We start from the raw sequence: 23,939 nt of genomic DNA on the forward strand, positions 1-23,939 counted from the left end.
GTGAAACCGGAATACATTACACCTATTATAGGTTCGACATGAACATATGTAAATATTAATTTGAAATTTATTTTATATCTGTCTATTCTATTTTTATGCCGTCCTTCTTGCACAACGTTCCGCTCCCTTTTCCGGGCGCAAAAAAGAACCCTGGACGGCAATATCCAGGATTCCTTGAAGAGAACCGGGCAGGCGGTCGGACTCGCTCTACAGGTCGCTGCGGCCGATGATGCCTTTGATCAGCGCTATGAAATTAGCGCGCACCATCTCGGTCGTCTCCATGACTTCCGCATGGGAAAGCGGCTGCTCCAGGATGCCCGCGGCCATGTTGGAAATGCAGGAGATGCCCAGCACTTCAAGCCCCGCATAGCTCGCGGCGATTGCCTCCGGCACGGTAGACATGCCTACCGCGTCTCCTCCGAGCGCCCGCACCATGCGGATTTCGGCCGGCGTTTCGTACGAAGGGCCCGTAAGGCCCGCGTATACGCCTTCTTTCAGGCTCATGTTCAGCGAGCCGGCGGTTTCGCGCGCCGCTTCGCGCAGTCTTTTCGAGTAAGCCTCCGACATATCGGGAAAGCGCGGACCGAGCTGCGCGTCGCTCGGTCCAATCAGCGGATTGGACGCCATCAGGTTGATGTGATCGGAGATCAGCATCAGATCCCCCGGTTCCAGGCTTACGTCGACCCCGCCCGCGGCATTGGTCAGGAGAAGCGTCTTCACGCCGAGCTGCCTCATGACGAAAACGGGAAAGACGACCTTATTCATGGCGTATCCTTCGTAATAGTGAAAGCGTCCCTGCATGGCGACAACCGGCTTGCCTTGCAGCATTCCGCATACGAGCCGGCCGGCATGTCCCTCAACCGTCGATACCGGGAAGCCGGGAATCTCGTGATAAGGAATAACGACCGGATTCTCGATTTCATCGGCGAGAACGCCGAGGCCAGAACCGAGAATAAGGCCGACCTGCGGCGTAAACGATAACTTGTCCTTAATATAGGCAGCCGCCTGCGATACGTGGTTAGTCTGTGTTGTCTGTGTCATCTCGTGAAGTCCCCCTGGTTTGCTGCGGTACAAGACAGCCCGGCCGGGGCGCGCCGCGTATCCTGCGGGCCCGCCGTCAGGCTGTTGCCGTCTGCCCGCCGTCATGTTTGGCGATGAGCGCTTTGGCCGTCATCTGGTCGGTGATGAGCGTATTCGCATAGCCGCCGCGGAGCGCGCCGTAAATGGCGTTTACCTTTCTCATTCCGCCGGCTACGAGAATCGCCTGTTCTTTCTCCTTTAAATCCTCCAGCTCGATGCCGATGGTGCGGTCGTTCAGGCTGGTATGGCAGATCTGCCCTTTATCGTCGAAATATCGCGAGCAAATGTCGCCCACGGCTCTGCTCTGAATAATCTCCAAATCTTCCTCGGTCATGTAATTGGACTGGATCAGCACCGATTCGGCATCCGGCAGCCCGACCGTAAAGATCGCGATATTGGCCAGCTTCCCGAGATCCAGCACGCGGCGGATATGCCGGTCGGACTGAATCGCCTGCTTGACCAGACTGTGATCGACGATAGCCGGGAGATAGAGGAAATACGGCGTAACGTGAAACGCCCGGCTGAACAGATAGATGATTTCAGACGGAGAGATCGTAATGTCCGCATGGCTCACGCCTCCGTTCAGCTGCACGACGCGGGAATCCGTCAGCCCCTTCTGCTGAAGGTTCGCCGCCACCTGATACATCGTGGTTCCCCACGAAGCCCCGATAATATCTTTGTCTTTTACCGTGGTCATCAAGTACTGCGCGGCCGCTTCGCCGATAAATTTCTTGACGATTTCGTCGTCATAAGTCGGTACGAAAGCGACCACCGCTTTTTTCAAATGAAACTTCTCCCGTAAGGTAACCGCAAGAGCCTCGCAATCTTCCGAGGGGTCCGCGATGTGAATCTTCACGATTCCTTCTGTCTTGGCCTGCTGCAGCAGACGCGACACGGTCGGACGGGATAAGCCGAGCATTTGCGCAATCTGGTTCTGATTATAGTCCAGCTGGTAGTATAATTTAGCTACCTCGATAATCTTTCTGAGCTTTTCATCTTCCATTGGAGCTTTTCCCTGCCTCGCATTATGAAATTATGTTCAATATAAAAGTGACATCATTTCATTCCCTGAGTATAAAACATCCTTTTATGAAAATCAATCCAATCCAGGCCGGAAATGAATGAAGATGAGCGTGAATTCAGTAAGCACTTCTCTTCATTATACCATTTTTGAGAGCGTTTACGGCGGCGTCCGTGCACAAATTGACAAACTATGTTCGCTATACCTCTATTGTTGCCCCCAAAGGCTCATGTTACAATGGGTCTACTTTTGTTAAGGGGGAATTCTTTTGTTCAAAGGCAAATTTGTTTCGGCTTTATCTGTAAGCGCAATCATATCTTCTATTCTGGCCACTTCGATTTACGCCCAGACGGCACCACAGCTCAGCCATACCGACTGGATGCAAAAGAAAGCGATCATCGAAGGCTACGAAGGCGGCGGCCTGGCGCTGGACCGCAGTGTTTCGACAGCGGAGCTCGCTACGATTCTCGCCCGTTCCAAGGGAGCTTCTCTGACGACGGACGCTTCGATTTCCCACTGGGCTTCGGCTTCCCTGTCCTGGGCCAAAAAACAGGGACTGCTGAGCGAACCGGAAGTAAAAACGCCGGACGCCGTACTCAGCGCCGCAGCCGTTACCGAAATCGCCAAGAAAGCCGGGTACGACATCAAACTGACGGCCGGTGCCGACTCCGTATCCCGGAAAGATTTTCTGCAGGCCCTCGGCCAAGCCATCACCTTACATATTACGATCGGACACACCAACGACGTTCACGGACATATCGAAGAAAACAAATCGCTGAAAGAGTTCGGCTACGCTAAAATCGCAACGCTCGTGAAAGAAATGCGGGCGGAAAACCCTAATTTCATGCTGATGGATGCGGGCGACACTTTCCAGGGAACCGTCTTCGCCAATCTGTTCAAGGGCGAGTCCATCGTGCCGCTTCTGAACTACCTCGATTACGACGCGCAGGCGGCGGGCAACCATGAATTCGACTTCGGCTACGAGCAGCTGCTCAAGCTCAAAGGCATGGTCGATCACCCGATCATTTCTTCCAACGTGTTCAAAAAAGAAGACGGCACGGAGCTGCTCCAGCCGGTGCATTATACCGAAATCGGCGGCAAGAAATTCGCCATCCTCGGCTTTACGACCGCGGATACACCGATCGTGACTCATCCGGACAACGTGAAGGCGCTGGAGTTCAAGGACCCGATCGAAGTAGCGAAACAGCTTGTGCCCGAGCTGAAAAAGAAAGTCGATCACGTCATCGTCGTCTGCCACAACGGCATCGAAGTCGACCGCGAAATGGCGAAGACGGTTCCCGGCATCGACCTGATCATCGGCGGCCACTCCCACACCCAGCTGACGAAGCCGGAGCTCGTAAACGGCACGTACATCGTACAGGACTGGGAATACGGCAAGTCGATGGGCCGCGCGGACTTGTACTATTACAACAAGGAACTTGTCGGCTTTACCGGCGGCCTGATCGAGTATGACGAGAAAGTAGAGCCCGATGCCGAGATGGCGAAGCTGGTTAAAGATATCGTCGGCCGTGTAGACGGACAGCTTGATGTGAAAATCGCCAAAACCGACGTTCAGCTTGACGGAGAACGCACCCTCGTACGCGCGAAGGAAACCAATCTCGGCAACCTGATCGCCGATGCCATGCTCGCCAAAACGAAGACGATCGGCGGACAGGAAGCCGATGTTGCGCTTATTAACGGCGGCGGTATCCGGACCCAGGTGAAAGCCGGAGACATCACGAAGAAAAATCTGTACGACGTGCTCCCGTTCCCGAACACTCTTGTCGTCCTGGAGCTTACAGGCAGCGAGCTGAGAGCGGCACTCGAAAACGGAGTCGGCAAAGTGGAGAGTGGCGAAGGGCGCTTCCCGCAAATCGGCGGCATGACGTTCACTTACAACCGCAGCAAGCCTGCCGGCGAAAGAGTGGTGGAGCTGAAAGTGAAAGGCGAGCCGGTTGATCCGGACAAGACCTACAAGCTGGCTACGAATGACTTCATCGCGGCCGGCGGTGACGGCTATGCCATGATGAAGGATAAGAAAGTGTTCGACTCCGGCTTCACGCTTTACGATGTCGTGGAAGAAGCCTTGATCAAGCAGGGAACCGTTAATCCGAAGGTCGAAGGACGTATCGTCGAAGTAAAATAAGAGCGGCACGCTGCCCGACCGGTTAGCGGCTTGCAAAAAAAAGAAAGGCCCGCAGAATTTCCCGTCTGCGGGCCTTTCTTTTTTACCGGTCAGATCCCTTTCGTATCCCTCAGTTCGATAATCGTTCCTTCGGGCGCCGTCAGCTTGCACAGCTTCCCGTTCTCTACCGTATAAATTTCCCGGCCGTTTTTAAGCCTGAACTCCGCTCCGGAATCCTTCAAACGGCGGACCTCTTCTTCAAGATCCTCGGTCCATAGACAAAAATGAACGATTCCCCGCGAACTCGTATTCACCGGCTGAAGCTCTTCACCGGCCTTGCCGGTTTGCAGCTCGATATAAAACTCGCCGAGCCGCAGCCAGGAATTATAAGCCCGTGTATGAAAATCAGGCGTTTCCTGCACAACCTCGAAGCCGAGCGCATCCCGGTAAAATGCGAGTGATTGTTCATAACAGCTCGTCTGAATGCAGATATGGTGGATAACTTTTGCGGACATGACGCGATTCTCCTTTGCGGCCTGCTTATGGATGTGTGTATGTGTACAGGCTGTGCACAAACCCGATAGTAATCCATCTTTAGGATCGCCGCAATGTTTTATCCCGGTAAACGGAACAGAACAAGCCGCCGTCTGTAACCTGCAGGCGGCAGCTTGTTTTGCACCATCTTCTACACCTTTACCGCCTCGGCCGCATAAACTTTCACATCCAGCGGAGCAGCAAGAAATTCGCCGGCTTTGCCGGTGAAAGCCTTGAAATGAGCGCTGGAATTGTGGCTGGCCACAGCCTGCTCATCTTTCCAGACCTCCACCATCGTGTAGGCATGCTCCTTCTCCGCATGTTTGTACAGATCATACGAAACGTTGCCGCCCTCGCCTCTCGAAGCTTCCACGAGCGGAAGAATTTCTTTCAGAAACGCCTCGTCTTTGCCCGGCTGCAGCCGCATGGCCGCGTGAATAATAATCATGACAGGTTATCCTCCTCGTAGGTTAGACAGCCTTTCCCCGCAGGGGGCTCTCTTGTATGTTTTCCAAACGTTAGCCCTCTTAATTAATTCAACAATAAAATATTCATCTATAAATAATATAAAAGAAAAAAGACCGAAAAGCAAAAAAAAGCCCCGGCCCGAGCCGAAACTTTTTTCAACTTTTACCGGCAAAACTTAACCCAATCCCTTTCCGTCTTTTCCCGACAAGAAATCCTGAACCCGGCGTCCTAACGCTTCCCGTTCTTTATAGGTGTTGTACAAACGTCCGTCTACAACCGCAGCGTTTCCGAAGAAAAAACGCTCGTAAACCGCCTGCCTGCCGCCGAACGCGCTGACGCTAAGCTCCCACGCAAGCCGGGATAATTTCACGTTTTCTTCGGCGCTCAGGTCAATCCCCTTCAAGTAAAGGTTCAACTGCCCGCCAATCTCGGTGCCGAAATCGGCTTCGTCCGGAATCATGATCAGCCCGCTGGCTCCGATCAACTGGATGATTTCCACAAACCGCGGATACACTTTCGGAAAATAGGAGTTGGCCGCAAGAAGCGGCTTCGGGTCGGGCAGCATACTTCCCCATTTATCCCGGGACGCCCCTTTTTCCGCCGCAACCTGGAGCGCCTTGAGCGTCTCCAAAGCCACGATAACTTCCGTTACTTTCTCGGTTACATGGCTGTGGCTGTCGAGGCCTCCTGCTTCGACCATTCTTTCGAGAGTGCCCAGAATGAATTCCGTTTTGGCGATGTTTTTGCACATGATCTGCATACCGGCGTGGATATGGAACCGGCTTTCGTCCACAAGCTGCCAGGCCATCCTTTCATCCCCGCATATAAACACACGGTCCCACGGCACGAGCGCGTCTTCGAAAAGGACCAGCGTATCCATTTCCTCGTACCGGGAGCTTAGGGGGTAGTTGTAAGCCGATTCGCCCCCGACGAAGCTCTCTCTGCATACGAAGCTCACGCCGGCCAGATTGCTCGGCACCGCAAAAGCGAATGCGTGCGGACTGTCCTCGCTGCCTGCATACGGAAAAGGGGCTGGAAAAACGAGGATTTCATCCGACGTCGCCCCTTGCGTATCCAGCAAGAACGCGCCCCGGACCACGATCCCGTCTTTATTCTTCTCGACCACCCGGGCGGCGGCGTGTTCCTCGAAGGTCCGCAGAAAAGTGGACATTCTCGCCGCTTTCGGCTGAATAAACACGTGTGAGAGCGTCACGTCGTTTTCCCGGCAATATTCGTAATACCGCCTTAAGTTATCCCCGTATTCGGGATTTTCCTTCTCGATCAGACCCGCCGCTGCGCCGAAAGCCATTATGGCCGTGTTCATATAATCGGGAGCACGCCCCAGGAAACCGTGATGGACCGATGCCCACGCCTGCATCATCTGCCTGCGCAGCGCAAGATCCTTCTTCGTCTTCGGCTGCAGGAAGGACAATCCGACCGGGTCCCCTGTCGAAGGGGAAGCATACGTCATTTTCGCTTGCCATTCCTCCGCCTGCTGCATATCATACATGGAAGCTTGAGTCGCCATCAGTCCCTTGAAAGCTGGATGCTCTGAAATCAATCCCCGCACCCGTTCACCCGCAATCCAAACGCCGGGAAGATGCCGGTTAATCCGTTCTATATACTCGCTGCCGTTTTTAACGGGCATTAGAATCGCCTCCTCGCTCTAAGGTTACATTATTCGGGCGAAGGCGGGTTGGTATGAGCGCATACCTAACGGGCGGGTAATCGGAGCGATTTTCCATCCTGAGATGAGCCTGGGGGGACAAGCCTTATTCCTTTAGACAAAAAAAGCTCCCGGTTCCTTACGGAACCGAAAGCCTTTCCGGATACGGCTTCAAAGAAGCCCGGCCTCCGCCGCCTTTTCCACAGCTTCTTCCCGGTTGCGCACGCCAAGCTTGGCGTACACCGTGGACGCATAGTTCCGGACCGTTCCGTCCGACAAGTACAGCTTAGAAGCGATGGACTTGTAGCGGAGCCCTTTGGACAGCATCCGCAGAATCTCGATTTCGCGCGGAGTCAGCTCATAGCTCTCTCCGGCAGGGGCCGCCCTCTCCGGCAGGCCGACCGTTTCCGCCGGCTCGGAAGTACCGGAGACGCCATTGCGCCCCGTAGCTTTGGCCGCTTCTCCCAGCTCGCCGAACAGTTTCGTCGAGAGATCCTGCGCGATCATCGTGCCGCCCTGATGCACGAGACGGATCGTCTCGGCCAGCTCCTTCGGCTCGATCGATTTGAGCAGATAGCCGTCCGCGCCGCTGCGCAGCACTTCCAGCGCTTTGTCCGGCGCCTGGAAAGTCGTCAGGATGACGACCCGGACATGCGGCCATTTCTGCTTGATCGTCCGCGTGGCCGCAGTGCCGTCCATCTTCGGCATATCCAGATCCATCAGCACCAGATGGGGCTCCAGCTCCGCACAAAGCTCGACCGCCTGCTCGCCGTCTCCGGCAAGCCCCGCAACGGTCATATCCTTCTGTCCCTGCAGAAGAGTCCGGAGGCTTTCGCGGATGAACGCCTGATCGTCGGCAATCAGCAGGCGGATCACTTCGCCTCCCGGCTCCGCCTGGCGCGGCAGGGTGCACGTCACGGTCGTTCCCACGCCCTTCTCCGAATAGACGGAGATCTGCCCCTGCAGGCTTGCGGCCCGCTCCTTCATCGCCTTCAGGCCGAAGCCCTCCGGCAGAGACTCGCTGCCCTCGCCGTTATCCCGCACTTCCAGCCGGGTCTGCCGGGGCTCGAACTGCAGCGCCGCCTGAATCTCCGTTGCCCTGCCGTGCCGCACCGCATTCGTGAGCGCTTCCTGCAGGCAGCGGTAGAAGGTCATCTTTGCCTGCTGAGGCAGGGCTGTTTCCTCCCCGAGCACCCGCAGGCTTACGGTCACCCCCGCACTGGCCTCGAATTCGCGCGCCAACTGCTCAAGCGCCTGCCGGAGAGAGGACATCTCCTCCGAGGCGCCCATTCCGTGCAGGAAGTCCCGCACCTCTCCCATGCTTTTGCGCGTCACGTCCAGGAGGGCCTTCAGCTTATGCTCGCCTTCCTCAGTCGCGATATCCGGTCGCAGCGTTTCAAGTCCCATAAGGAGCGAAGTGTACGAATGCCCCATCGTATCGTGCAGATCCTTCGCGAGCCGGTTCCGCTCTTCAAGCTGGGTGACCCGCTCCACTTGGGACATGTACTGCTCCAGAACGCTGTTCTGGCTGCGGATAATTTCATTTTGCCGGTAATTCACCACCAACAGATGGAACGCGTACCCGATCGCATAAGCCAGCCCGATTTGAGACATCATTTCCCAAAACGGCTTCGCTTGTTTGGATAATTCAACCATCACGAGGGGCACCAGCAGAACGGCGGCCGGTCCCGACCAGCGGTATGTTTTGTTCGCACTGTTGGCTGCGATCAGGGCGGCGGGCACGAGAAAGGTCAAATAGGCCTCGGGAAATAACGAAGTTAAATAGATGCTGACTCCTCCGGACAAAATCAGCTCGAGAACGACATACGCCGTCGAATTCACCTGCAGCAAAATCCATGGAACCGAGAAAGCGGAGATTTGCCAGCACAGAACCAGCCACAGGGGAAGGTTTAAGTCATTTTGAAACTGCACGGTCGTGATCATGGTGGAAATAAAAATCAATACACGGATGATAAAGAGCGCCCATTCGTACCAGATCCACTGCTTGACCGCTTCGAACATGTCCATCACCTCTCTGTCTGGCTGCCCGGCTTGCCGCCCGGCTGTTCTTGTCCTTACTATGCCACGGCAAGCCTCGGCTGTCTATGCGTGAAGCCGTTTGAACATATGCCGGATATAGCGTCCGATCAGCAGCGCCGTGCTCCGGCCCAGTTTTGCCCCCGCAAAAGCGAGCAGAACGCCCCCGGCCATCACGAAGAGGGATTTTACGAAGGTGTCCACCCGAATCCCCGCAAAGTAAAGGTCCATGTACGGAACCGCAAGCGGAACCAGAATGAAGATGACAGGAGCAATGTAGCAAAGCACGGCTAAAAGAAGGGCAAGCAGACCCAGCGGGAATTTCAGCATCAGCCAGCCGATGATCGTCCAGTTCCGGCGGTCCGCAAGCTCTTCTTTCGCCTGCTGCCATACGGAGCCTTCGCTTTTTTGCGGCCGCTCGTAAGGCTCAATGGAAAGATCCGTGTAGATTTTGGTTTGAATTCTTTCATATCGGGCGAACGTGCGCGTACTGCGCATGACATAGGTGATCATCGGCAGCCCGACCAGGGTAAAAGCCATGCTCAGGCTGAATACCAGGCTGACCAGGTAGAAGCAAAAGTAAAACACTCCTGTAATGAAAGTAAGCAGCAAAAAATAAATATCTTGCAGACTTTGCACGATTTCTTTTTTCATGGAACCTCGGTCCTTTCTTGTTCGTTCTTGTGATTTCGTTTGTGCCCGGTATCTCCTCCGGCTGCTTGTATCCTAAACCGCCTGCTGTCAGCTGCGCCAGTGAGCAAATGTCATATGACATTCCCGGCACAACAAATGACGGACCCTGACGGATGCTCACTGGCCGCGGTGACGGGAAGTCTGGGATGCTGGGCACATCAAGGAAAGGAGAATGAACCATGAAAAAAAACGTACGCCACGCAAGTCTTGCCCTGCTCGTCCTGTCTTCATCTGTCTTTACGGCCTGTACGCCCGCCGCCAAGCCGCACGAGGCTACGCAGCCCGGTCAAGGTTCCGTCCAAGGGCCTGTCGACGCGAAGGAAGTAGAGGCGTTTGCCGATCCTGTCTTTGCCGAGAAAATGAAAAAATACAACGTCAACGGCTCCAGCTTCGTGGTCGTTAAAGACGGCAAGGTCGTGCTGAGTAAAGGGTACGGCTATGCGGACAAGGAAAAGAACATTCCGGTCGACAAAGACACGGTATTCCAGATCGGCTCCGTCACCAAAACGTTTACCGCTCTGGCCGCCCTGCAGCTTGTGGACGAGGGGAAAATGGAGTTGAGGGGCGACATCGAGCCCTACCTGGACGGCTTGAAGGTGCCCAACAAAACAGGCACGCCGCTCACGTTATTCGATCTTCTCACCTACACGAGCGGGGTCGATTATCCGGACATTACGACTTATGTAGGACCCGAATTCGTCGATCAGGATATCCCCACGAAACCGTTCCTGGCCGAGCACATGCCTACGGTCGTGCGGAAGCCGGGCGAAGCCTACACTTACGATAACTTCGGTTTTCTGCTGGCCGGATATGCCGTTCAGAACGTGAGCGGACTGCGTTATGACAAGTACATGCAGGAAAAGGTGTTCAAGCCGCTCGGCATGAATTCCACAAGCGTCCGTTTTACGCCGGAGCTGCTTGCAAGGATGGCTGTTCATTACGATCCGGCCGGCAAGCCTATGCCGACGGCAGGTCCGGCGCCGAGTGACGGGCCTCAGGGAAGCATCCTCTCGACGGCGGAAGATATGTCCAACTATTTGATCATGCAGCTCCAGAAGGGCAAATACGACGGCAAACAAATCGTCAGCCCCAAGAGCATCGATCTCATGCACAATTATCAGGTATTCTCGGAAAAATCGATGCCGATTACGACGGTCGGCTTTGAGGGGTACTTTCCGGAGCTCATGAACGGCCACCATGTGGTGCTGAAAGGCGGAAGCATGCCGGGACACCAGTCCCTGATCGTTCTGCTTCCGGATAAGAATACGGGGATTTACATGTCCTATAACAATGACTCCATGATGAGTGTCGAAGTGTACGAGGAATTCATGGATCACTATTTCCCCGCCGAGAAAGAAGCCGAGAAGCCGACTTACCTTCCTTTGAATGAAAAAGAAGCGCAGCGATACACGGGCATGTACCAGAATACGCGCATGCTGTTCCTGAAATCGAAGTTTTCCTACGACAACGGCAATCTGATCATGGAAACCAATTCCTCGGGCAAACATACCCTGAAAATGATCCATCCGCTGCTTTTCGAAGACGAGTCCGGGAACAAGTTAGCGTTCAAAAAAGACAGCCACGGGCAGATCGAGTACTTCTATTACTCGAACCGGAACAGCATGGATTTCGCTTCCGATGCCCAGAAGATGCACGAGAAATCCCCGTTTGAGGACGTCGCCAAAGACAGCCCGTACAAAATCCACATCGATAACATGAATACGTGGGGAATTATGGGCGCCAAGACAGGCAATTCGTTCGAACCTAAAGGCGTGATGACCCAAGGGGAATTTGCGGATGTGCTTCTGCGGGCCCACGGGTGGTACGGCATCGTTTATTCGGTCGAAGGCAACAAAAAATGGATGGTCGCCGGTATCCCGGGCTTCGACCGGAACGCTCCGGTCACACGGCAGATGGCCGCCGCCATGATCCAGAACATGAAGCAGCTTAAGCCTGCGTCGGAAATCAAACTGACCGGACCGACCGACGAGTGGGCGGTTAAAGCCGTCACTGCGCTGGTGTCGCAGGGCATCGTAGACCCCGACGCCTCCGTTAATCCGGACGGCTCGGTCGATTTCCGCTCCAAGCAGCCGCTGCTTCGCCAGGAAGCCGCTGTTCTGCTGGATAAAACGTTTGGCTGCTATACGCTGCCGCTTAAAGTGCAGTAAACCCTTAGCCGGAGCCGACATCCAACCCGCCGAACCACACCGCGGCCGAAACAGAAGCGCCGGGAGGAGCATGGAGCCGCTTTTTCTTGAAAAAGCCGCCCTGCTCCTCTTTTTGCGCCCAGTCCGGCGGAACCAGCAGCTCTACGCCTCCGAAGCCGCAGCGGACCCGGACACGCTCGGTTCCCAGCAGGCGGGACCAGCGCAAGGTTGAGCTGCCCAGCCCGATCCGGATGTCCGCCTCGCCCGGCAGGCCGGCCAGAGACACGTCGCCGCAGCGAAGCCGGACTCGGACGCGGTCCGACCCGGTGTAACCGGAAACCTCGCCCGAGAAACCTTTCACGCTGAGCGGGCCGTATCCGCCGTTAAGGCTGACCACTCCCGCGAGAAAAGTCAGATCCACCGCGGTGTCTTCCGGCAGATGGATGTCGATGCGCAGCCGTTCTTTCTGGCCGTGTCTCAAGTACGCGGGAAGATTGCGGCCTTTAAGGACGAGCCGGTCCCCCTCCCTTGCCGTGTATGCGGGAAACAGTCGGGGCTCTCCCGACAGCTTTACATATGCTTCTTCCCCGGCGTCGAAGTGCAGGTGGAGGTTCCCGAGAACAGGCATATCCAACTCCAAAAACTTTAATCCGGCGGACGGCACCGCTTTAAAGTCCATCCCGCTCCTATCGGTACTGATCATACCGTCGCTTCCTTCCCGTTGCGATGGATAGCCGGTTATGTCCGGTAAACGGAGTCCCCGGCCTCACCGGACTACCGTCTCTATTGCTCGTTGTTTTTGTGTGGCCGACCGCCGTTATACGGCGCAAACCGCCGCTTAACGGGAGCCCGTAAGACCGTATTCACGATTTTCTACGTTCATCCCGTACTTCAGCATCTTCTTTTTCTCATTACCGGCGGCCTCTGTCGACAGCCTCTGTCGGCCGTCTCTCCCTCACCGCACGAGGCTCCCGGTGCGTGGTGCGGGGCGTCGCATAACGGTGCTCATTCATTTTTTCTCGTCGCTGGAGGTCTGACGCCCTCTCTCTTAAATGTCCGTCGTCCTGCCTTCTGCCGCTACCCTTATCATATAATTGCTCTCCTGCGCAATCACCGGACGCGGGATGGAATTTGCTCTCCTTCTCCGGCGGGAATTAGCTTCCAAAAAAGAAAAACCTCCACTTCCGCTTTAAGCGGAAATGGAGGTCTTTTGCGACAAATGAAGTTTGTTTATCCCAAAACAAACGGCTTTCGGCCTTATCCTTTACAGCCTCTCAGCAACACTGACAGTACAGTACAGGACAGGAAACAGCCTATCCGTGCAAACTAGCGGATTACTTTCACCACAATTTTCTCGCTGGAGGCAACACCCGAGGCATTTACAAGCTCGGCACGGTACTCATACGTTCCCGGAGCCCGTCCCGTAAGGCTGGTTACTGCGCTCTGAGCGCTCGGAGTCGCTTCTTCCAACGCTTTCGTTTCGATCAGCTGACCGTTTTCAAACAGCCGGTATTCGGAAGCGTTGGTGCCCCACCACATGTTCATCGTCACCTTGTAGGTGCCGTCGCCATCCCAATTGTCCTGGGAAAGAACCGGCTTGCCCGGTGCGGCATTAGTCACGTTCACGACGAGCGGCGAACTTACGGTCGTTCCGTAAGCGTTGATCAGCTCGGCCGTGTACGTATACGTTCCGTTCGCTTTGCCTTTGATATCCGTTTTGACCGTCTGGGCCACCGGTGAGGCGTCCTTCAGCGTCTGCGTGCCGATCAGCACGCCGTTCTCGTACAGCTTGTACACGGAGCCGTTGGCGCCCCACCACATGTTCATCGTCACGGTAAAGCTGCCGCCTTTGAGGCCGTCATAGCCATTGTTCGAGGACAGCACCGGCTTGCCCGGAACACCCGTTGCCAGAGGCTTGGCGGACGTAACGGTAACCGCGCCCGACACGACGGTGACGCCGCCCAGTGTTACGGAAGCCGTCAGATCCGCGGTTCCTTCGCCGACGGCCGTAAGCCTTCCCTGCGCGTTTACCGTAACCGCCGCTTCATTGCTGCTGCGGTAAACGACTTGCGCCACGGTTAAATCGGCTGCGGTGCCGTTGCTCCATGTGCCGCTCACACGAAGATCGGTCGTTTCACCGGGCTTCAGAACGGTTTTGCCGGACGTAAGCTCTACCTGGCTAAGCGTCAGGCTCGCCTTTACGTCGAAGCTGAGCGTATCCGCCGCCGTATTGTCGGCAAGATCCGTCACGCGGTACTGGATGTTGTGCGGACCGACAGCGAGCTCGCCCGCTTTCAACGTCACGCCGTCGGCAATTTCCTTCCCGTCCAGAAGCAGCTTCCGGTCCGCAATTCCCGAACCCGCATCCGTACTCAGCAGATTGAAGGTTAAGGAATCTTTGTCCGTCACATCGGAGACAGCTTGTCCGTTCAACGTCAGGGACGCGGCCGGGGCCGTTTTGTCCAGCTTGATGTTAAGGGTTTTGGCTTCCTCCTTGTTGCCTGCAGCATCCGTGGAATAGTAACGGACGATGTTCGTTCCTTCCGTTTCGACGGTGAACGGCTCCGAATAGCCTTTCGCCTCTCCGCCGTTGATATCGTACTGCGTCAGAACGGCAGCCCCTTCGTTATCGCGGGCCGTTAAGGTAACGGTAACGTTCTTGTTAAACCAGCCCTCCGCGTTGGACGTTTCCGAAAGAGTCGCAGCCGTTACCGGAGCCGTCGTATCCGCCTGTGCCGTGAAATCGGACAGTCCTCTCGGCTTCAGTTGGAACGCGCCTTTGAAAATCGCCGCGGCACCGCGGATGTCAACGGTTTGTCCTTCTTTATACGGGAAAGAAGCCTGTGTAAGCCCCGTGCGCGCGTCTACGCGGATGTGGTTCACCACATCTCCTTTGACCGCGTCAAACTCGAAAGAACCTTCCGGCACCGCGCTTTTAACAGCGCCGATTGTCACTCCGCTCAGCTCGATGAGCTGTCCCTGGTTGCCGGCCGTAACGGCATCGGCCTTCACAGGCGCAGGAACGGCCGAAGCGCCCGTTTTGGCGACTTCGACCGGATCGGTTAATTCCAGTTCCGAATTGTAGACGGCCGTAGAGGCCGTCACCTTCACTACATCCCCGGCGTGAAATCCGCCGAGGTTCTGGTACACATAAATACCGCCGGTTGCGTCCTGCAGGTAGAAGGACTGGCCGCCGAAGATGCCCGGCTCTGTCGTAACGACGCCTTCCAGCGTCACCAGAGCTCCTTCGCCTTTGCTGCGCGCTTCGGCAACGGTAATCTTGGCCGGAATCGGCCCCTGCTCATCCGGCAGCGGCTCGGCCGGCACGTTCGCGATCGACACGGCTTCCGTCTTCAGGTTGGTTCCGTTCTGGCGGAGCCTGAGGTTAGCCGCGCCGGTCGTGCCCGGCTTAATGCGGACGGTAAGATCCTTGTAAGCATGGCCCTTGCTGTCGGATGTGAGGCTGAAAGCCGCGCTGTATCCGTAAGAAGCCGGCCATGTGCCGTCCGCATTCCGGACCTGCGCTACCTGCGTGCCTCCCGTGGCCAGATATACGCCTGCGCTGAAGCCCGAAACGGTCGTGTTCGCAGGCAGATTGTCAACCACGACGCGGATCTGGAAGTCCGCCGCGTTCGGCAAAGTCGCCTGGCGGACGAAGCTGTACGCCGGGTTGGAAGGCACTGTCGTACCTCCGCCGCTGCCGTAGGAGCCGGCCTTGAACGTGCCGCGGTCATACCACTTGTAGCCCGCGTTCGGCGCCGCCCAAGGCTCGGGCTGAGGCTCGGTCGAAGCCGCCGGGGCCTCGAAAGGCAGCAGAGCCGTCGGCTGATCGAGCTGGAGGCCGCTTACCTGGGACAGGCTCGTGTAGCTTTCTTTCTTCGCCAGCCAGTTGATCGTGTTGACGAGCAGCACGCCGTCATTCGCCTCTTTAAAGCCGTCGTAGGTCGTCTTCTTCGCGCCTGTATCCTCGCGCAGATACTTCGGCGTGGCATCCTCGACCGGGGAGGAATCGCCGATGAAAGCCGCTTTCCCCGCGCCTTTCTTGGCAACGGCCACGTACGGTCCTTCCGCCACTCCGCCGCCGTTATAGACGCCCTGATCGACCGCGTTGGGCCATGCCGCTTTCGTCTGCGGCAGATACACGATGCCCTTCGCCTTGGCCGGATCAAGGATAGCCAGCGTGGAGCCGGCGTGCATCGCCACCGAGGATACGCCCTTCGTGATGCCGAAGGCCTGTTCCGGAGCTACAATGTTGTTCGCGGTGATATCTCCGAGCGCATTGTAGCGGAAACGCACGCCGAACTGGGAGCCGAGCCAGTCGGAGCTGACCACGTCCTGCATAGCCGCCGAGCCCGCTTCGTCCGCGCTCATGCCTTTCGCCGGATTGTCCCAGGCGCCGCGGCGGTAGCCGTTGAATACTTCCGAACCGTCCCAGCGGTTCTTGTTGCGGTCCGCGTTGTAGTGGTCGCCGATGAAGAAGATGCTTCCTCCGCCTTCCACATAAGCCGCCATGGCCGCCTGCTCGCTTGCCTTGTATGGAATATTCGCTTCCGCGACTACAAAAACATCGTATCCGCTTAAGTCGGCCAGCGTGATCGGAGTCGATTTGCGGAGTTCTTTCACATAGTAGCCATTACTCGCCAGCGCATTGCCGAAATCCGAGAACCCGCCGTCGATGACCCAGTCCGCGGCTCCCGCCGTTTGAGCGTGGGTGTTGTCGAAAAGCACCTTTTTGCCGGCGTTCTCATTGACGACTTTCGCTTCAATATAGGGAGCCGGATCGGCCGGCCCTTCCGCCTTCACCTGCCAACCATCGGTCAATACTTGCACGGAAAGCGCCGCGGATAGGGCGAGTGAAGCCTTGAAAACCTTAGCCTTCCACCCTGCGAATCTCTTCTTCATGAATTTCCTCCTTTATACTGGAAGCTAGTTGAACTTTCGACCTCATTCTACCATGGATAAGTCAGGAGAAGTGGTATTTTTTTGTAAAGATAAACCGCTCTCTTTGCACTTCCTTTCACGGATCGATATAGACTTTTACAACCTTGCAGCCCCCTGCTCCTCCACAAAAAAACAGCCGTCAGCTTCGGGCTGGCGGCCGTTCAAAGAAACCATCGGGCGGTTGGTTCCCTCCCGCTTCTGCTTGCGGTACGCGCGGGAAGAAGTTAAGAGGGCCCTCCGGCTTTAACGGTTCCTGCCGCTCCTCCCGTGCCGGGTGTGTAGGTGGAAGTGCCGGTGCCGAAGAAATAGTTGTTCATGCTGTTGCTGTCCCAATTGTTGTTCCCGTCGTTAAAAGCCGCTTCCAATTGAGTCGCCGCGCCGATATTGACCGTGATTTTGGCGTAGCCGCTAATTTCGGAATCGGCCATTTTTACGCCCGGTACGGCTGTCCAGGTCCCTCCTGCGGGACGGTAATGGATGTACGGGCTTGAGTAACCTTTCTTGTAGTACACGGTTACGGTATTGTTCGTGCCCCCGGAACCCGTTCCCGCATGGCTGATGACGTATTTCTTGAAGTTCGCCATCTCGCCTGTGACGGAACCGTCCGCATTCACGACGTTAGCGAGACGCAGAAGCGTGAAGCCGCTAAATCCGAAGCGGGTCAGCTTTTCCTCGATTTTTTGGAACGCGGCCGTTCCCGAAGCCGGAAGCGCATTTTCCCCGTTGAGGCGGACGCCTTTGGCGCCCGCAATACCTGCGACGGTATCGACAAGTGTGGACGGCATGGAGTAATTCGGCGCGCTTCCGCTGTCGGACATCTCCAGGCAGGTGAACGTCAGATCCAGGTTGCTGTCCTTGAACTTCTGCAGCAGACGGTTGTAATCGTAATACCCGGCAGCCTGCTCCGCACTGTGCGGCATAGACGGATTCGTCATCTGCCAGTGGACGCCGGATACCTTGGCTCCGATCGGCACGCCGAACACGGAATCGAAATTTTTATGCGCGGCACTGCCGATTACACCCAGATGATTTTCCAGCACGCTTTGGTACCAGGACAGAAAGTCTTTGCCGTAAGCGGTCTTGTAACCTCCGTTCGTGTAGAAGCCGTCTCCGTCATTAGGAGGACTGATCTGATCGATCGAAGTCAGGCTCAGGCCCCATGCGCTGTTGATTCCGCTGAGCGATCCGTATTTGGCCGTCATGGCCGTGCGGAACGCCTGCTTCGCGGTATCCGTGTAAGCCTGGAACTTGCCCCGGGACGGGTAGCTCCATCCGGCAGCCGGATAATAAGAAGGAAATCTCAATTCCCCGGACGGGCCGCCGCTTAAATAAATCTTCGGAATAATATCCTTGTAGGAAGCGAAATTAGCCGCAAAAGAAGCGTAAAGCTCGCTGTACTGAGTACCTAGTCCGCTCCAGAAAGGCGACACGGCTTCGTTGTTCACATAACCGGTTTCGCTTTTGAACTGCATCTGGTCCGCCGTCCCTTTAGCCCACAGCCAGTTCGGCAGCGGAATGTTGCAGTCGTCCCCGACATTGCCGCCGCATTTGTGCGTGGACAGGATCGGAACCCACTTTAGCCCCGCTTCCCGTACGGCACCCGCGTACGTCTTGTAATAGCTCCAGTCGAATTGGTTATCTCCGGCGCTTTCCACCATCCCCCACCAGACATCGGTCGTGACGGCATATACTCCGTTGTTTTTTAGCGTGAGAAGCTGGTTCTTGAAGGCGCTCCAGTCCGTAACCTTCGTCAGCGGTCCCATCACCGATGCCTGAAAATCACCGGCAACCGCAGCACCGGCCCTGGCCGGTCCCCAGCCCAGAACCGTCGTCAGTACCAGAATGAAACCGAGCAGCTGCAGGGCCGCTTTTTTCATGCTTTTTTTCGTCAAACTCATCCCATACACCCTTCCTTTATCAAGCATTTTATCGAGAGTACAAAGGTCCCCGCGCCGCAGCCGGCTGCCTTTTTTCTCTCATTCCCTTGAATCCTGCGTCTTATGTAGTCCGGTTAAGCTGCGGTTTTTCGTGTGCGCTGCCTAACAAAAGGCACGGTCAGAATGTGTCATTTCCCTCCTTAATATGAAATCGCTTACAAATTGTATTATAAAGAATGGACAAGCTGCAAAACGACCCCAAAGATTGTCAAAAGGGTGGACTATCTTGTTTGATATGAACTCCCCGGGCAAAACAAAGACGGGAAAGGGTCCCCTTTCCCGCCTGCCGGTGATTTTGTTCAACAGATTCCCGATCCGCGGCTGCTGTAAACTCTTTTAAAAATTAAGTAAAATACCAAGCCCCATTCATAAAACCTTTACACAACAACGATCTCCCTCTGACAAATAATAGGTATGGTAAGAAATGTAAATAAAATCGATGACCGAGGAGGCTCTATGTTACGAAAAACGTTCCTCTCCGCAGCCCTGTCGTTATCGCTTCTGGCGGCCGCCGTGATTCCTTCCGCCGTTGGCGCAAAGCCGGGGAAAGAGAAGCCGCTTCTCGCTTTTCCCGTCATCAGCGATATTCACATCCAGTCATGGGACCCGCAATCGCATCAAAAGTTCAAAGCGGCCCTGAGCGATCTCCATACGCTGGACCCCGACGCGGACGCGCTTGTCATCAACGGCGATCTCACGAACGGCATGCCGGCGGATTACGCTAAGCTGAGCGAGCTGATGGAGCAGAACCCGCATCCGCGCAAAGTGTTTTACACGATGGGCAACCATGAATACTACAAAGCCTGGATCGACCGGAACGGCTCCTGGAATGCGGATGCTTTTCCGAACGGCGAGACGGAGCAAGCGTCTATCGGACGGTTTCTTCAACTCTCCGGCAAGAAAAAAGTTTACGGCGATCAGGTCGTGAACGGCTTCCGCTTCATTTTCTTGGGCTCGGAACAGTACCGTCAGTCGGATCCGAGCAACTTGGAGGATGCCTGGCTTTCGGGGGAGCAGCTTGAATTCCTCAAAGCTTCCCTACGGAAAGGAGCCGCGAGCGGCAAGCCCGTCTTCGTCTTCCTGCATCAGCCGCTTCCCGGCACCGTATCCGGTACGAGTTTCTGCTGCGTCAATAACCGGGCCATCGTTCAGCATGAGGAATTGCGAAAAATCCTCTCGGCTTATCCCCAGGTGATCTTCTTCTCGGGCCACACCCACTGGGAGCTCAAACTGCCGGGCACCCTTGTCCAAGACAAGTTTACAATGGTGAATTCGTCCTCCGTCATCCAGCCCTGGACCGACAACGGAAACGGCGGCGAAATGCTTACGGGTCCGGACGAAAGCGAAGGCCTGTATGTCGAAGTATACAAAGACAAAGTCAGCATCAAAGGACGCGACTTTTACCGGCAGCGCTGGATTCCGGAAGCCCAGTTTACCCTTCCCCGGAGCGTAGAAGATTAAAAGACAAAGCCGCGGATCTCCTGCCCGCGGCTTTGTTCCGGTTGTGCATCCTGTCGTCACGGCCGGGCTTTCTCATTGCCCATCTTCCGAAAGTGTAAAGCACACGGAGCAGCCGAAGCACCCGAAGTCCCCAGCCAAACCTGAAAAGCCTTCTGGAATGGTATACTGGTTAGGACATTTCCAGCGCTTCAAGCGTACCGCAAAGGAGAACGGACATTTTGCAGCTGCTTTTTGAAGAAACCGGCCCCGGCCATGTGATCCGGGTTTACGACACGAACGAACTGTACGGCGAGAAAGGCCGCTTCCGCGTGCTCCAATTCGCAAATGATGCCATACAAGGAGCGCTTGATCTGAACAATCCCGGGCGCATCCTGTTCGAATATCCCAGAGCGCTCGTCCATCTCATGGAGATGAACCGGCCCGCTTTCGAAAACGTGTTTATGATCGGTCACGGAATCGGGACTCTGGCGGGGCACTATCCGCAGAAACGGTTCACCATAGCGGAACACGATCCTAAAGTCGTGGAACTCAGCAGAACCTATTTCGGCTGCGACCAGGAAAATATCATTCTCGGCGACGGACGTGAGATTCTGGATCAGGAACCGCCGGAGGCGTACGATTACGTGATCCTGGATGCTTTTACCGAGAAAGGAACCCCCCGGCACCTCGTCTCCCGCCAATTCTTCAAGCTCAGCCGCAGCAAGCTGAACCCGGACGGTGCCATTCTCATGAATCTGTTCGGCAAAAGCATGCGCGACAACCATATCAGCGCCATTTACACAACCCTTGGCGAGGTTTTTTCTCACAGGAAAGCTTTTTATCTGCCTTCGGAAGGCACACGGGATACGCTGAACATCCTTCTGGCAGGCGGCAGCAGCCCCCTAACGTACCAAGCCCGCCACATGGCCGGCTTTGTTGAATTTGAACCGGAACAAGGTTATCTGATTACAGACCGTTTGTAACTACATTGTGACCTTTCCATGCGCATTTTGGTTTATGATGAGAGTAACAAGCCAGACAGAGCGTTTTAAACCGGCCCAGCCGGGTAAAGAATCTGTAAGGCATCCTAATCATTTTTCCGCAAAGGGGTTACACACACATGAAAAAGATGGTCTTTTTCACTACTCTGATGGTATCTATGCTGGCTTTCGTCACTTCCGCCAATGCAGTCGATTCCGAATATTCGCCCGTTCCCCGCAGCGAGGACACCGTAACCGTTATGATTTCTTCCCTTGAAAATAAAAACGGCTCTCTCTATCTGCAAGGAGACCAAATCGAGTGGTACGAAGGCGCAGAAGCCGATCAAAAATTCATTGAGCATGAAACGGACATCGGCGATATGACACACGCCCCCGACGGCTACTATATCGTTAACGATCAAGAGAAGCTCGAAAGCTTCGAAATCGATCCGAACGCCCAGGTCCTCATGCAGCTTTACGATCATGACGGCACTTACGAAGGCGTAGACGTCAAGTGGAACGAAGAAGTACCGCTCACCAAGTTCCTAGCCATTTATCCTAACAATAACCTGCTCGATGTGAGCACATTTCCGTTCCATTTAACGATCAAAGACCATAAGGTCGTGAAAATCGTTCAGCAGTACATTCCGTAAACAAAAGCGTGTTCGGCTGAACACATGCTATAAGCTTGCCGTTGCAGAAAAGGACCCGATCAAGATCGGGTCCTTTTTGTATGGAATTGTACAAACGCGCCAAATCTCATACTGTTATGTCCCCCCCGTTTTGCCTAGATGTTCTTCCGCCCACTTCGAATTTTCCTACATACTATAAAAAAACAAAAAAACTGCAACCCAAGATACAGGTAGCAGGCTTTTCATTTTGCAAGCTTATACTCAAGTTAAGAGCTGCAAAACAATTAATTATGTCAGCAGTAAAAAAACTTTGGAACTAATTTTGTTGATTTCATTGGGCTTGCCCCGGCACTTGAGAGACAAGTAAAACGATGTGTCCGCACAGCCAATGTTTTCTTTTCCGATTTCATCACAGTTGGAGCATTGCTGACTTAGTCAAAAAGTAGGTGGAGTAGAAACCGCTATTAACATCGTTTCGCCATCCCAGATATTCTTATAACTATGGGGGATTCTGGCATCATAATAGATGCTGTCCCCTTCTTCGAGCGTATAACGTTCATTGCCAAGCACAAACTCCAAACGCCCGGAGTGAACAAATAGAAACTCCTCGCCATCGCTATGGCCGACGCCGATGTCGCCGTAAGTGGCTCCTTGTTCCAGTACTCCCCATATCGGTCCCATTTTGTTGCTGCTTCCTCGGCTGAGAGCGTACCAGGTAATACGGGAACCCTCGGAATGCACCAAAGGTTTGCGCTCGTTTTTTCTAACGACAATGCTTCGCTTCTCCTCGCCGAACAAATTCGTAAAATTCACGTTTAATGCGTTCGCTATGCGCTTCAGAACACTGATGGACGGATTCGCCTTATCGCGTTCAATTTCACTGAGAAAAGACAAGGATACAGAGGCTGCTTCGGCTACCTTCTTGAGCGTTAATTTCTGTTTTTTTCGCGTGCTTCGAATTGTTTCACCGATCGAATTCATGTGCCAGCCTCCTAAATTTCAAACTTATTTCGCTGACAGCGAAATTTGTAACTTTATAATAGGTGTAAACATGAGCAACATCAAGCCCTTTTACTAGGACGGAATTACGGTGTAAAAACGTTGATTTGTCCGTTTTAGTGGACTACTATTTTATTAAGGTTGACGGACGAATTCCCCCGGATATTACACATCGTTCATTCTCAACAGAATAATTTTCATTTGTAGCGAAATTTTTAAGGAAACGAAATACGAATCACATGATTGCAACGGAAAGCCTTTCCTTGTTATTCGGATTCATAGAACCGTGTCAGAAGGACGAAAGGGGCATAAAGAATGTCTACCAAAATTCCCAAGGTCTATCAAGTAGGTGATGTTACCGTTACACGTGTCACGGAGATGATGCTTGACGGTATTCCACCAGAAGTGTATTTTCCGGGATCGTGGGACCCCATGTTCCTGGAGGAGAATCGGAACTCTCTTTCGGCTGGCCTGATCGATGGCAATTCTCAGCTTATCGTTAGCATTGGAACATGGGTGGTGAAAACCCCGAAGCATACGATCCTTATCGATACGGCTACAGGAAATGATAAAAACTTGCCTCTAAATCCGGATCTCGCCAATCTCCAGCTCCCTTATCTCGAGCGGCTGAAGGAGGCGGGGGTTACGCCGGAGGAAGTGGACTACGTTCTGCTGACGCATCTGCACGTGGACCATGTCGGTTGGAATACGAAGCTCGTTGACGGAAAATGGGTACCGACTTTCCCAAATGCCAAATACGTATTTCCCCTTGCAGAGCAACAATATTACTCCAGCGAGGCCAGCCACAACAAAGCAAACGAAGTAAACTTTAACGTTTACGAAGAAAGCGTATTGCCTGTTGTTGAAGCCGGCTTAACGCAAACCATCGGCCCAGAGGGCGGGGAATTTCTTGATATTTTCAAATTCATTCCGACACCCGGCCACAGCATCGGCCAAATGTCCATCGGTCTTAAATCTGGCGGAAAAGAAGCTTTATTTGGCGCCGATGTGATGCACCATCCGTTACAGGTCTATAATCCGGAATGGAATTCCATGTACTGCGAATTTACCGATCAAGCCCATATTTCACGGCTCCGGGTGCTGGAATTCATAGCGGATCGCCCGGTCATTTATTTCAGTACGCATTTCCCCGAAAGCGCGGCGGGGTACGTGACTCGCAGCGGGGACGGGTACAAGTGGGACTTTATTTAATACGACCTGACAACAAACACAATACGA

Annotated in this window: 17 protein-coding genes; 6 read left to right on the forward strand and 11 right to left on the reverse strand. The window is 54.5% G+C overall.

What is annotated here, in order from left to right:
• Positions 1 to 207 precede the first annotated feature (207 nt).
• Positions 208 to 1,041, reverse strand: a complete 834-nt coding sequence (locus tag HMPREF1207_RS10600) for a purine-nucleoside phosphorylase (protein WP_009671415.1) — start codon at positions 1,039 to 1,041, stop codon at positions 208 to 210.
• A gap of 76 nt (positions 1,042 to 1,117) precedes the next feature.
• Positions 1,118 to 2,083 carry a sugar-binding transcriptional regulator gene (locus tag HMPREF1207_RS10605; RefSeq protein ID WP_009671421.1) on the reverse strand — a complete coding sequence of 322 codons (966 nt, stop codon included), beginning with the start codon at positions 2,081 to 2,083 and terminating at the stop codon, positions 1,118 to 1,120.
• A 286-nt stretch (positions 2,084 to 2,369) separates the two neighbouring features.
• Here HMPREF1207_RS10605 and HMPREF1207_RS10610 point away from each other — a divergent pair, with 286 nt between their 5' ends.
• Positions 2,370 to 4,247 carry a bifunctional metallophosphatase/5'-nucleotidase gene (locus HMPREF1207_RS10610; RefSeq protein WP_009671405.1) on the forward strand — a complete coding sequence of 626 codons (1,878 nt, stop codon included), beginning with the start codon at positions 2,370 to 2,372 and terminating at the stop codon, positions 4,245 to 4,247.
• 89 nt (positions 4,248 to 4,336) lie between these two features.
• Here the strand turns inward: HMPREF1207_RS10610 and HMPREF1207_RS10615 are convergent, their stop codons facing one another.
• The 5 genes from HMPREF1207_RS10615 to HMPREF1207_RS10635 all read right to left on the reverse strand — a co-directional run bounded on the left by HMPREF1207_RS10615 (position 4,337) and on the right by HMPREF1207_RS10635 (position 9,585).
• A complete protein-coding gene (locus HMPREF1207_RS10615) occupies positions 4,337 to 4,741 on the reverse strand; it encodes a VOC family protein (RefSeq protein ID WP_009671432.1) in 405 nt (134 codons plus the stop codon).
• Between the two features lie 170 nt (positions 4,742 to 4,911).
• Positions 4,912 to 5,208 (reverse strand): putative quinol monooxygenase, encoded by a 297-nt coding sequence (locus HMPREF1207_RS10620; protein WP_009671402.1) that lies wholly within the window; start codon positions 5,206 to 5,208, stop codon positions 4,912 to 4,914.
• 195 nt (positions 5,209 to 5,403) lie between these two features.
• A complete protein-coding gene (gene hpaB, locus HMPREF1207_RS10625; RefSeq protein WP_009671418.1) occupies positions 5,404 to 6,876 on the reverse strand; it encodes a 4-hydroxyphenylacetate 3-monooxygenase, oxygenase component in 1,473 nt (490 codons plus the stop codon).
• A 189-nt stretch (positions 6,877 to 7,065) separates the two neighbouring features.
• Complete coding sequence (locus tag HMPREF1207_RS10630; RefSeq protein ID WP_009671422.1) at positions 7,066 to 8,916, reverse strand: helix-turn-helix transcriptional regulator; 1,851 nt, start codon at positions 8,914 to 8,916, stop codon at positions 7,066 to 7,068.
• Between the two features lie 81 nt (positions 8,917 to 8,997).
• Entirely contained in the window at positions 8,998 to 9,585 is a 588-nt protein-coding gene (locus HMPREF1207_RS10635; protein WP_009671431.1) for a sensor domain-containing protein, read from the reverse strand.
• 218 nt (positions 9,586 to 9,803) lie between these two features.
• On the opposite strand from HMPREF1207_RS10635, the gene HMPREF1207_RS10640 reads away from it, so the two are divergent.
• On the forward strand, positions 9,804 to 11,792 hold the full coding sequence (locus HMPREF1207_RS10640) for a serine hydrolase (protein WP_009671436.1): 1,989 nt from the start codon (positions 9,804 to 9,806) through the stop codon (positions 11,790 to 11,792).
• A gap of 4 nt (positions 11,793 to 11,796) precedes the next feature.
• On the opposite strand, the gene HMPREF1207_RS10645 is transcribed toward HMPREF1207_RS10640, so the two are convergent.
• The 3 genes from HMPREF1207_RS10645 to HMPREF1207_RS10655 all read right to left on the reverse strand — a co-directional run bounded on the left by HMPREF1207_RS10645 (position 11,797) and on the right by HMPREF1207_RS10655 (position 18,610).
• Positions 11,797 to 12,474 carry a hypothetical protein gene (locus HMPREF1207_RS10645; RefSeq protein WP_009671423.1) on the reverse strand — a complete coding sequence of 226 codons (678 nt, stop codon included), beginning with the start codon at positions 12,472 to 12,474 and terminating at the stop codon, positions 11,797 to 11,799.
• Between the two features lie 623 nt (positions 12,475 to 13,097).
• On the reverse strand, positions 13,098 to 16,673 hold the full coding sequence (locus tag HMPREF1207_RS10650) for an OmpL47-type beta-barrel domain-containing protein (RefSeq protein ID WP_009671439.1): 3,576 nt from the start codon (positions 16,671 to 16,673) through the stop codon (positions 13,098 to 13,100).
• A 263-nt stretch (positions 16,674 to 16,936) separates the two neighbouring features.
• Entirely contained in the window at positions 16,937 to 18,610 is a 1,674-nt protein-coding gene (locus HMPREF1207_RS10655) for a family 14 glycosylhydrolase (protein WP_009671433.1), read from the reverse strand.
• A gap of 495 nt (positions 18,611 to 19,105) precedes the next feature.
• Between HMPREF1207_RS10655 and HMPREF1207_RS10660 the strand changes: the two genes are divergently transcribed.
• The 3 genes from HMPREF1207_RS10660 (at position 19,106) to HMPREF1207_RS10670 (ending at position 21,722) form a co-directional block, all read left to right on the forward strand.
• Positions 19,106 to 20,110, forward strand: coding sequence for a metallophosphoesterase family protein (locus tag HMPREF1207_RS10660; RefSeq protein ID WP_009671419.1), 1,005 nt, complete (start codon positions 19,106 to 19,108; stop codon positions 20,108 to 20,110).
• A gap of 218 nt (positions 20,111 to 20,328) precedes the next feature.
• A complete protein-coding gene (locus tag HMPREF1207_RS10665) occupies positions 20,329 to 21,072 on the forward strand; it encodes a spermidine synthase (protein ID WP_009671410.1) in 744 nt (247 codons plus the stop codon).
• A gap of 137 nt (positions 21,073 to 21,209) precedes the next feature.
• Positions 21,210 to 21,722: a hypothetical protein gene (locus HMPREF1207_RS10670; RefSeq protein WP_009671403.1), complete on the forward strand. Its 513-nt coding sequence runs from the start codon at positions 21,210 to 21,212 to the stop codon at positions 21,720 to 21,722.
• Between the two features lie 414 nt (positions 21,723 to 22,136).
• Here the strand turns inward: HMPREF1207_RS10670 and HMPREF1207_RS10675 are convergent, their stop codons facing one another.
• Positions 22,137 to 22,682 (reverse strand): helix-turn-helix domain-containing protein, encoded by a 546-nt coding sequence (locus HMPREF1207_RS10675; RefSeq protein ID WP_009671437.1) that lies wholly within the window; start codon positions 22,680 to 22,682, stop codon positions 22,137 to 22,139.
• Positions 22,683 to 23,015: 333 nt separating this feature from the next.
• On the opposite strand from HMPREF1207_RS10675, the gene HMPREF1207_RS10680 reads away from it, so the two are divergent.
• On the forward strand, positions 23,016 to 23,912 hold the full coding sequence (locus tag HMPREF1207_RS10680) for an MBL fold metallo-hydrolase (protein ID WP_009671411.1): 897 nt from the start codon (positions 23,016 to 23,018) through the stop codon (positions 23,910 to 23,912).
• Positions 23,913 to 23,939: the final 27 nt, after the last annotated feature.

The sequence above is a fragment of the Paenibacillus sp. HGH0039 genome (assembly GCF_000411255.1).
Taxonomy (GTDB): Bacteria; Bacillota; Bacilli; order Paenibacillales; family NBRC-103111; genus Paenibacillus_F.

Excerpts from the sequence above, each read along its gene's own strand:
- HMPREF1207_RS10600 (WP_009671415.1), bottom strand. The coding sequence starts at position 1,041 with ATGACACAGACAACACAGACTAACCACGTATCGCAGGCGGCTGCCTAT.
- HMPREF1207_RS10605 (WP_009671421.1), bottom strand. The coding sequence starts at position 2,083 with ATGGAAGATGAAAAGCTCAGAAAGATTATCGAGGTAGCTAAATTATAC.
- HMPREF1207_RS10615 (WP_009671432.1), bottom strand. The coding sequence starts at position 4,741 with ATGTCCGCAAAAGTTATCCACCATATCTGCATTCAGACGAGCTGTTAT.
- HMPREF1207_RS10620 (WP_009671402.1), bottom strand. The coding sequence starts at position 5,208 with ATGATTATTATTCACGCGGCCATGCGGCTGCAGCCGGGCAAAGACGAG.
- hpaB (WP_009671418.1), bottom strand. The coding sequence starts at position 6,876 with ATGCCCGTTAAAAACGGCAGCGAGTATATAGAACGGATTAACCGGCAT.
- HMPREF1207_RS10630 (WP_009671422.1), bottom strand. The coding sequence starts at position 8,916 with ATGTTCGAAGCGGTCAAGCAGTGGATCTGGTACGAATGGGCGCTCTTT.
- HMPREF1207_RS10635 (WP_009671431.1), bottom strand. The coding sequence starts at position 9,585 with ATGAAAAAAGAAATCGTGCAAAGTCTGCAAGATATTTATTTTTTGCTG.
- HMPREF1207_RS10640 (WP_009671436.1), top strand. The coding sequence starts at position 9,804 with ATGAAAAAAAACGTACGCCACGCAAGTCTTGCCCTGCTCGTCCTGTCT.
- HMPREF1207_RS10645 (WP_009671423.1), bottom strand. The coding sequence starts at position 12,474 with ATGATCAGTACCGATAGGAGCGGGATGGACTTTAAAGCGGTGCCGTCC.
- HMPREF1207_RS10650 (WP_009671439.1), bottom strand. The coding sequence starts at position 16,673 with ATGAAGAAGAGATTCGCAGGGTGGAAGGCTAAGGTTTTCAAGGCTTCA.
- HMPREF1207_RS10655 (WP_009671433.1), bottom strand. The coding sequence starts at position 18,610 with ATGAGTTTGACGAAAAAAAGCATGAAAAAAGCGGCCCTGCAGCTGCTC.
- HMPREF1207_RS10660 (WP_009671419.1), top strand. The coding sequence starts at position 19,106 with ATGTTACGAAAAACGTTCCTCTCCGCAGCCCTGTCGTTATCGCTTCTG.
- HMPREF1207_RS10670 (WP_009671403.1), top strand. The coding sequence starts at position 21,210 with ATGAAAAAGATGGTCTTTTTCACTACTCTGATGGTATCTATGCTGGCT.
- HMPREF1207_RS10675 (WP_009671437.1), bottom strand. The coding sequence starts at position 22,682 with ATGAATTCGATCGGTGAAACAATTCGAAGCACGCGAAAAAAACAGAAA.
- HMPREF1207_RS10680 (WP_009671411.1), top strand. The coding sequence starts at position 23,016 with ATGTCTACCAAAATTCCCAAGGTCTATCAAGTAGGTGATGTTACCGTT.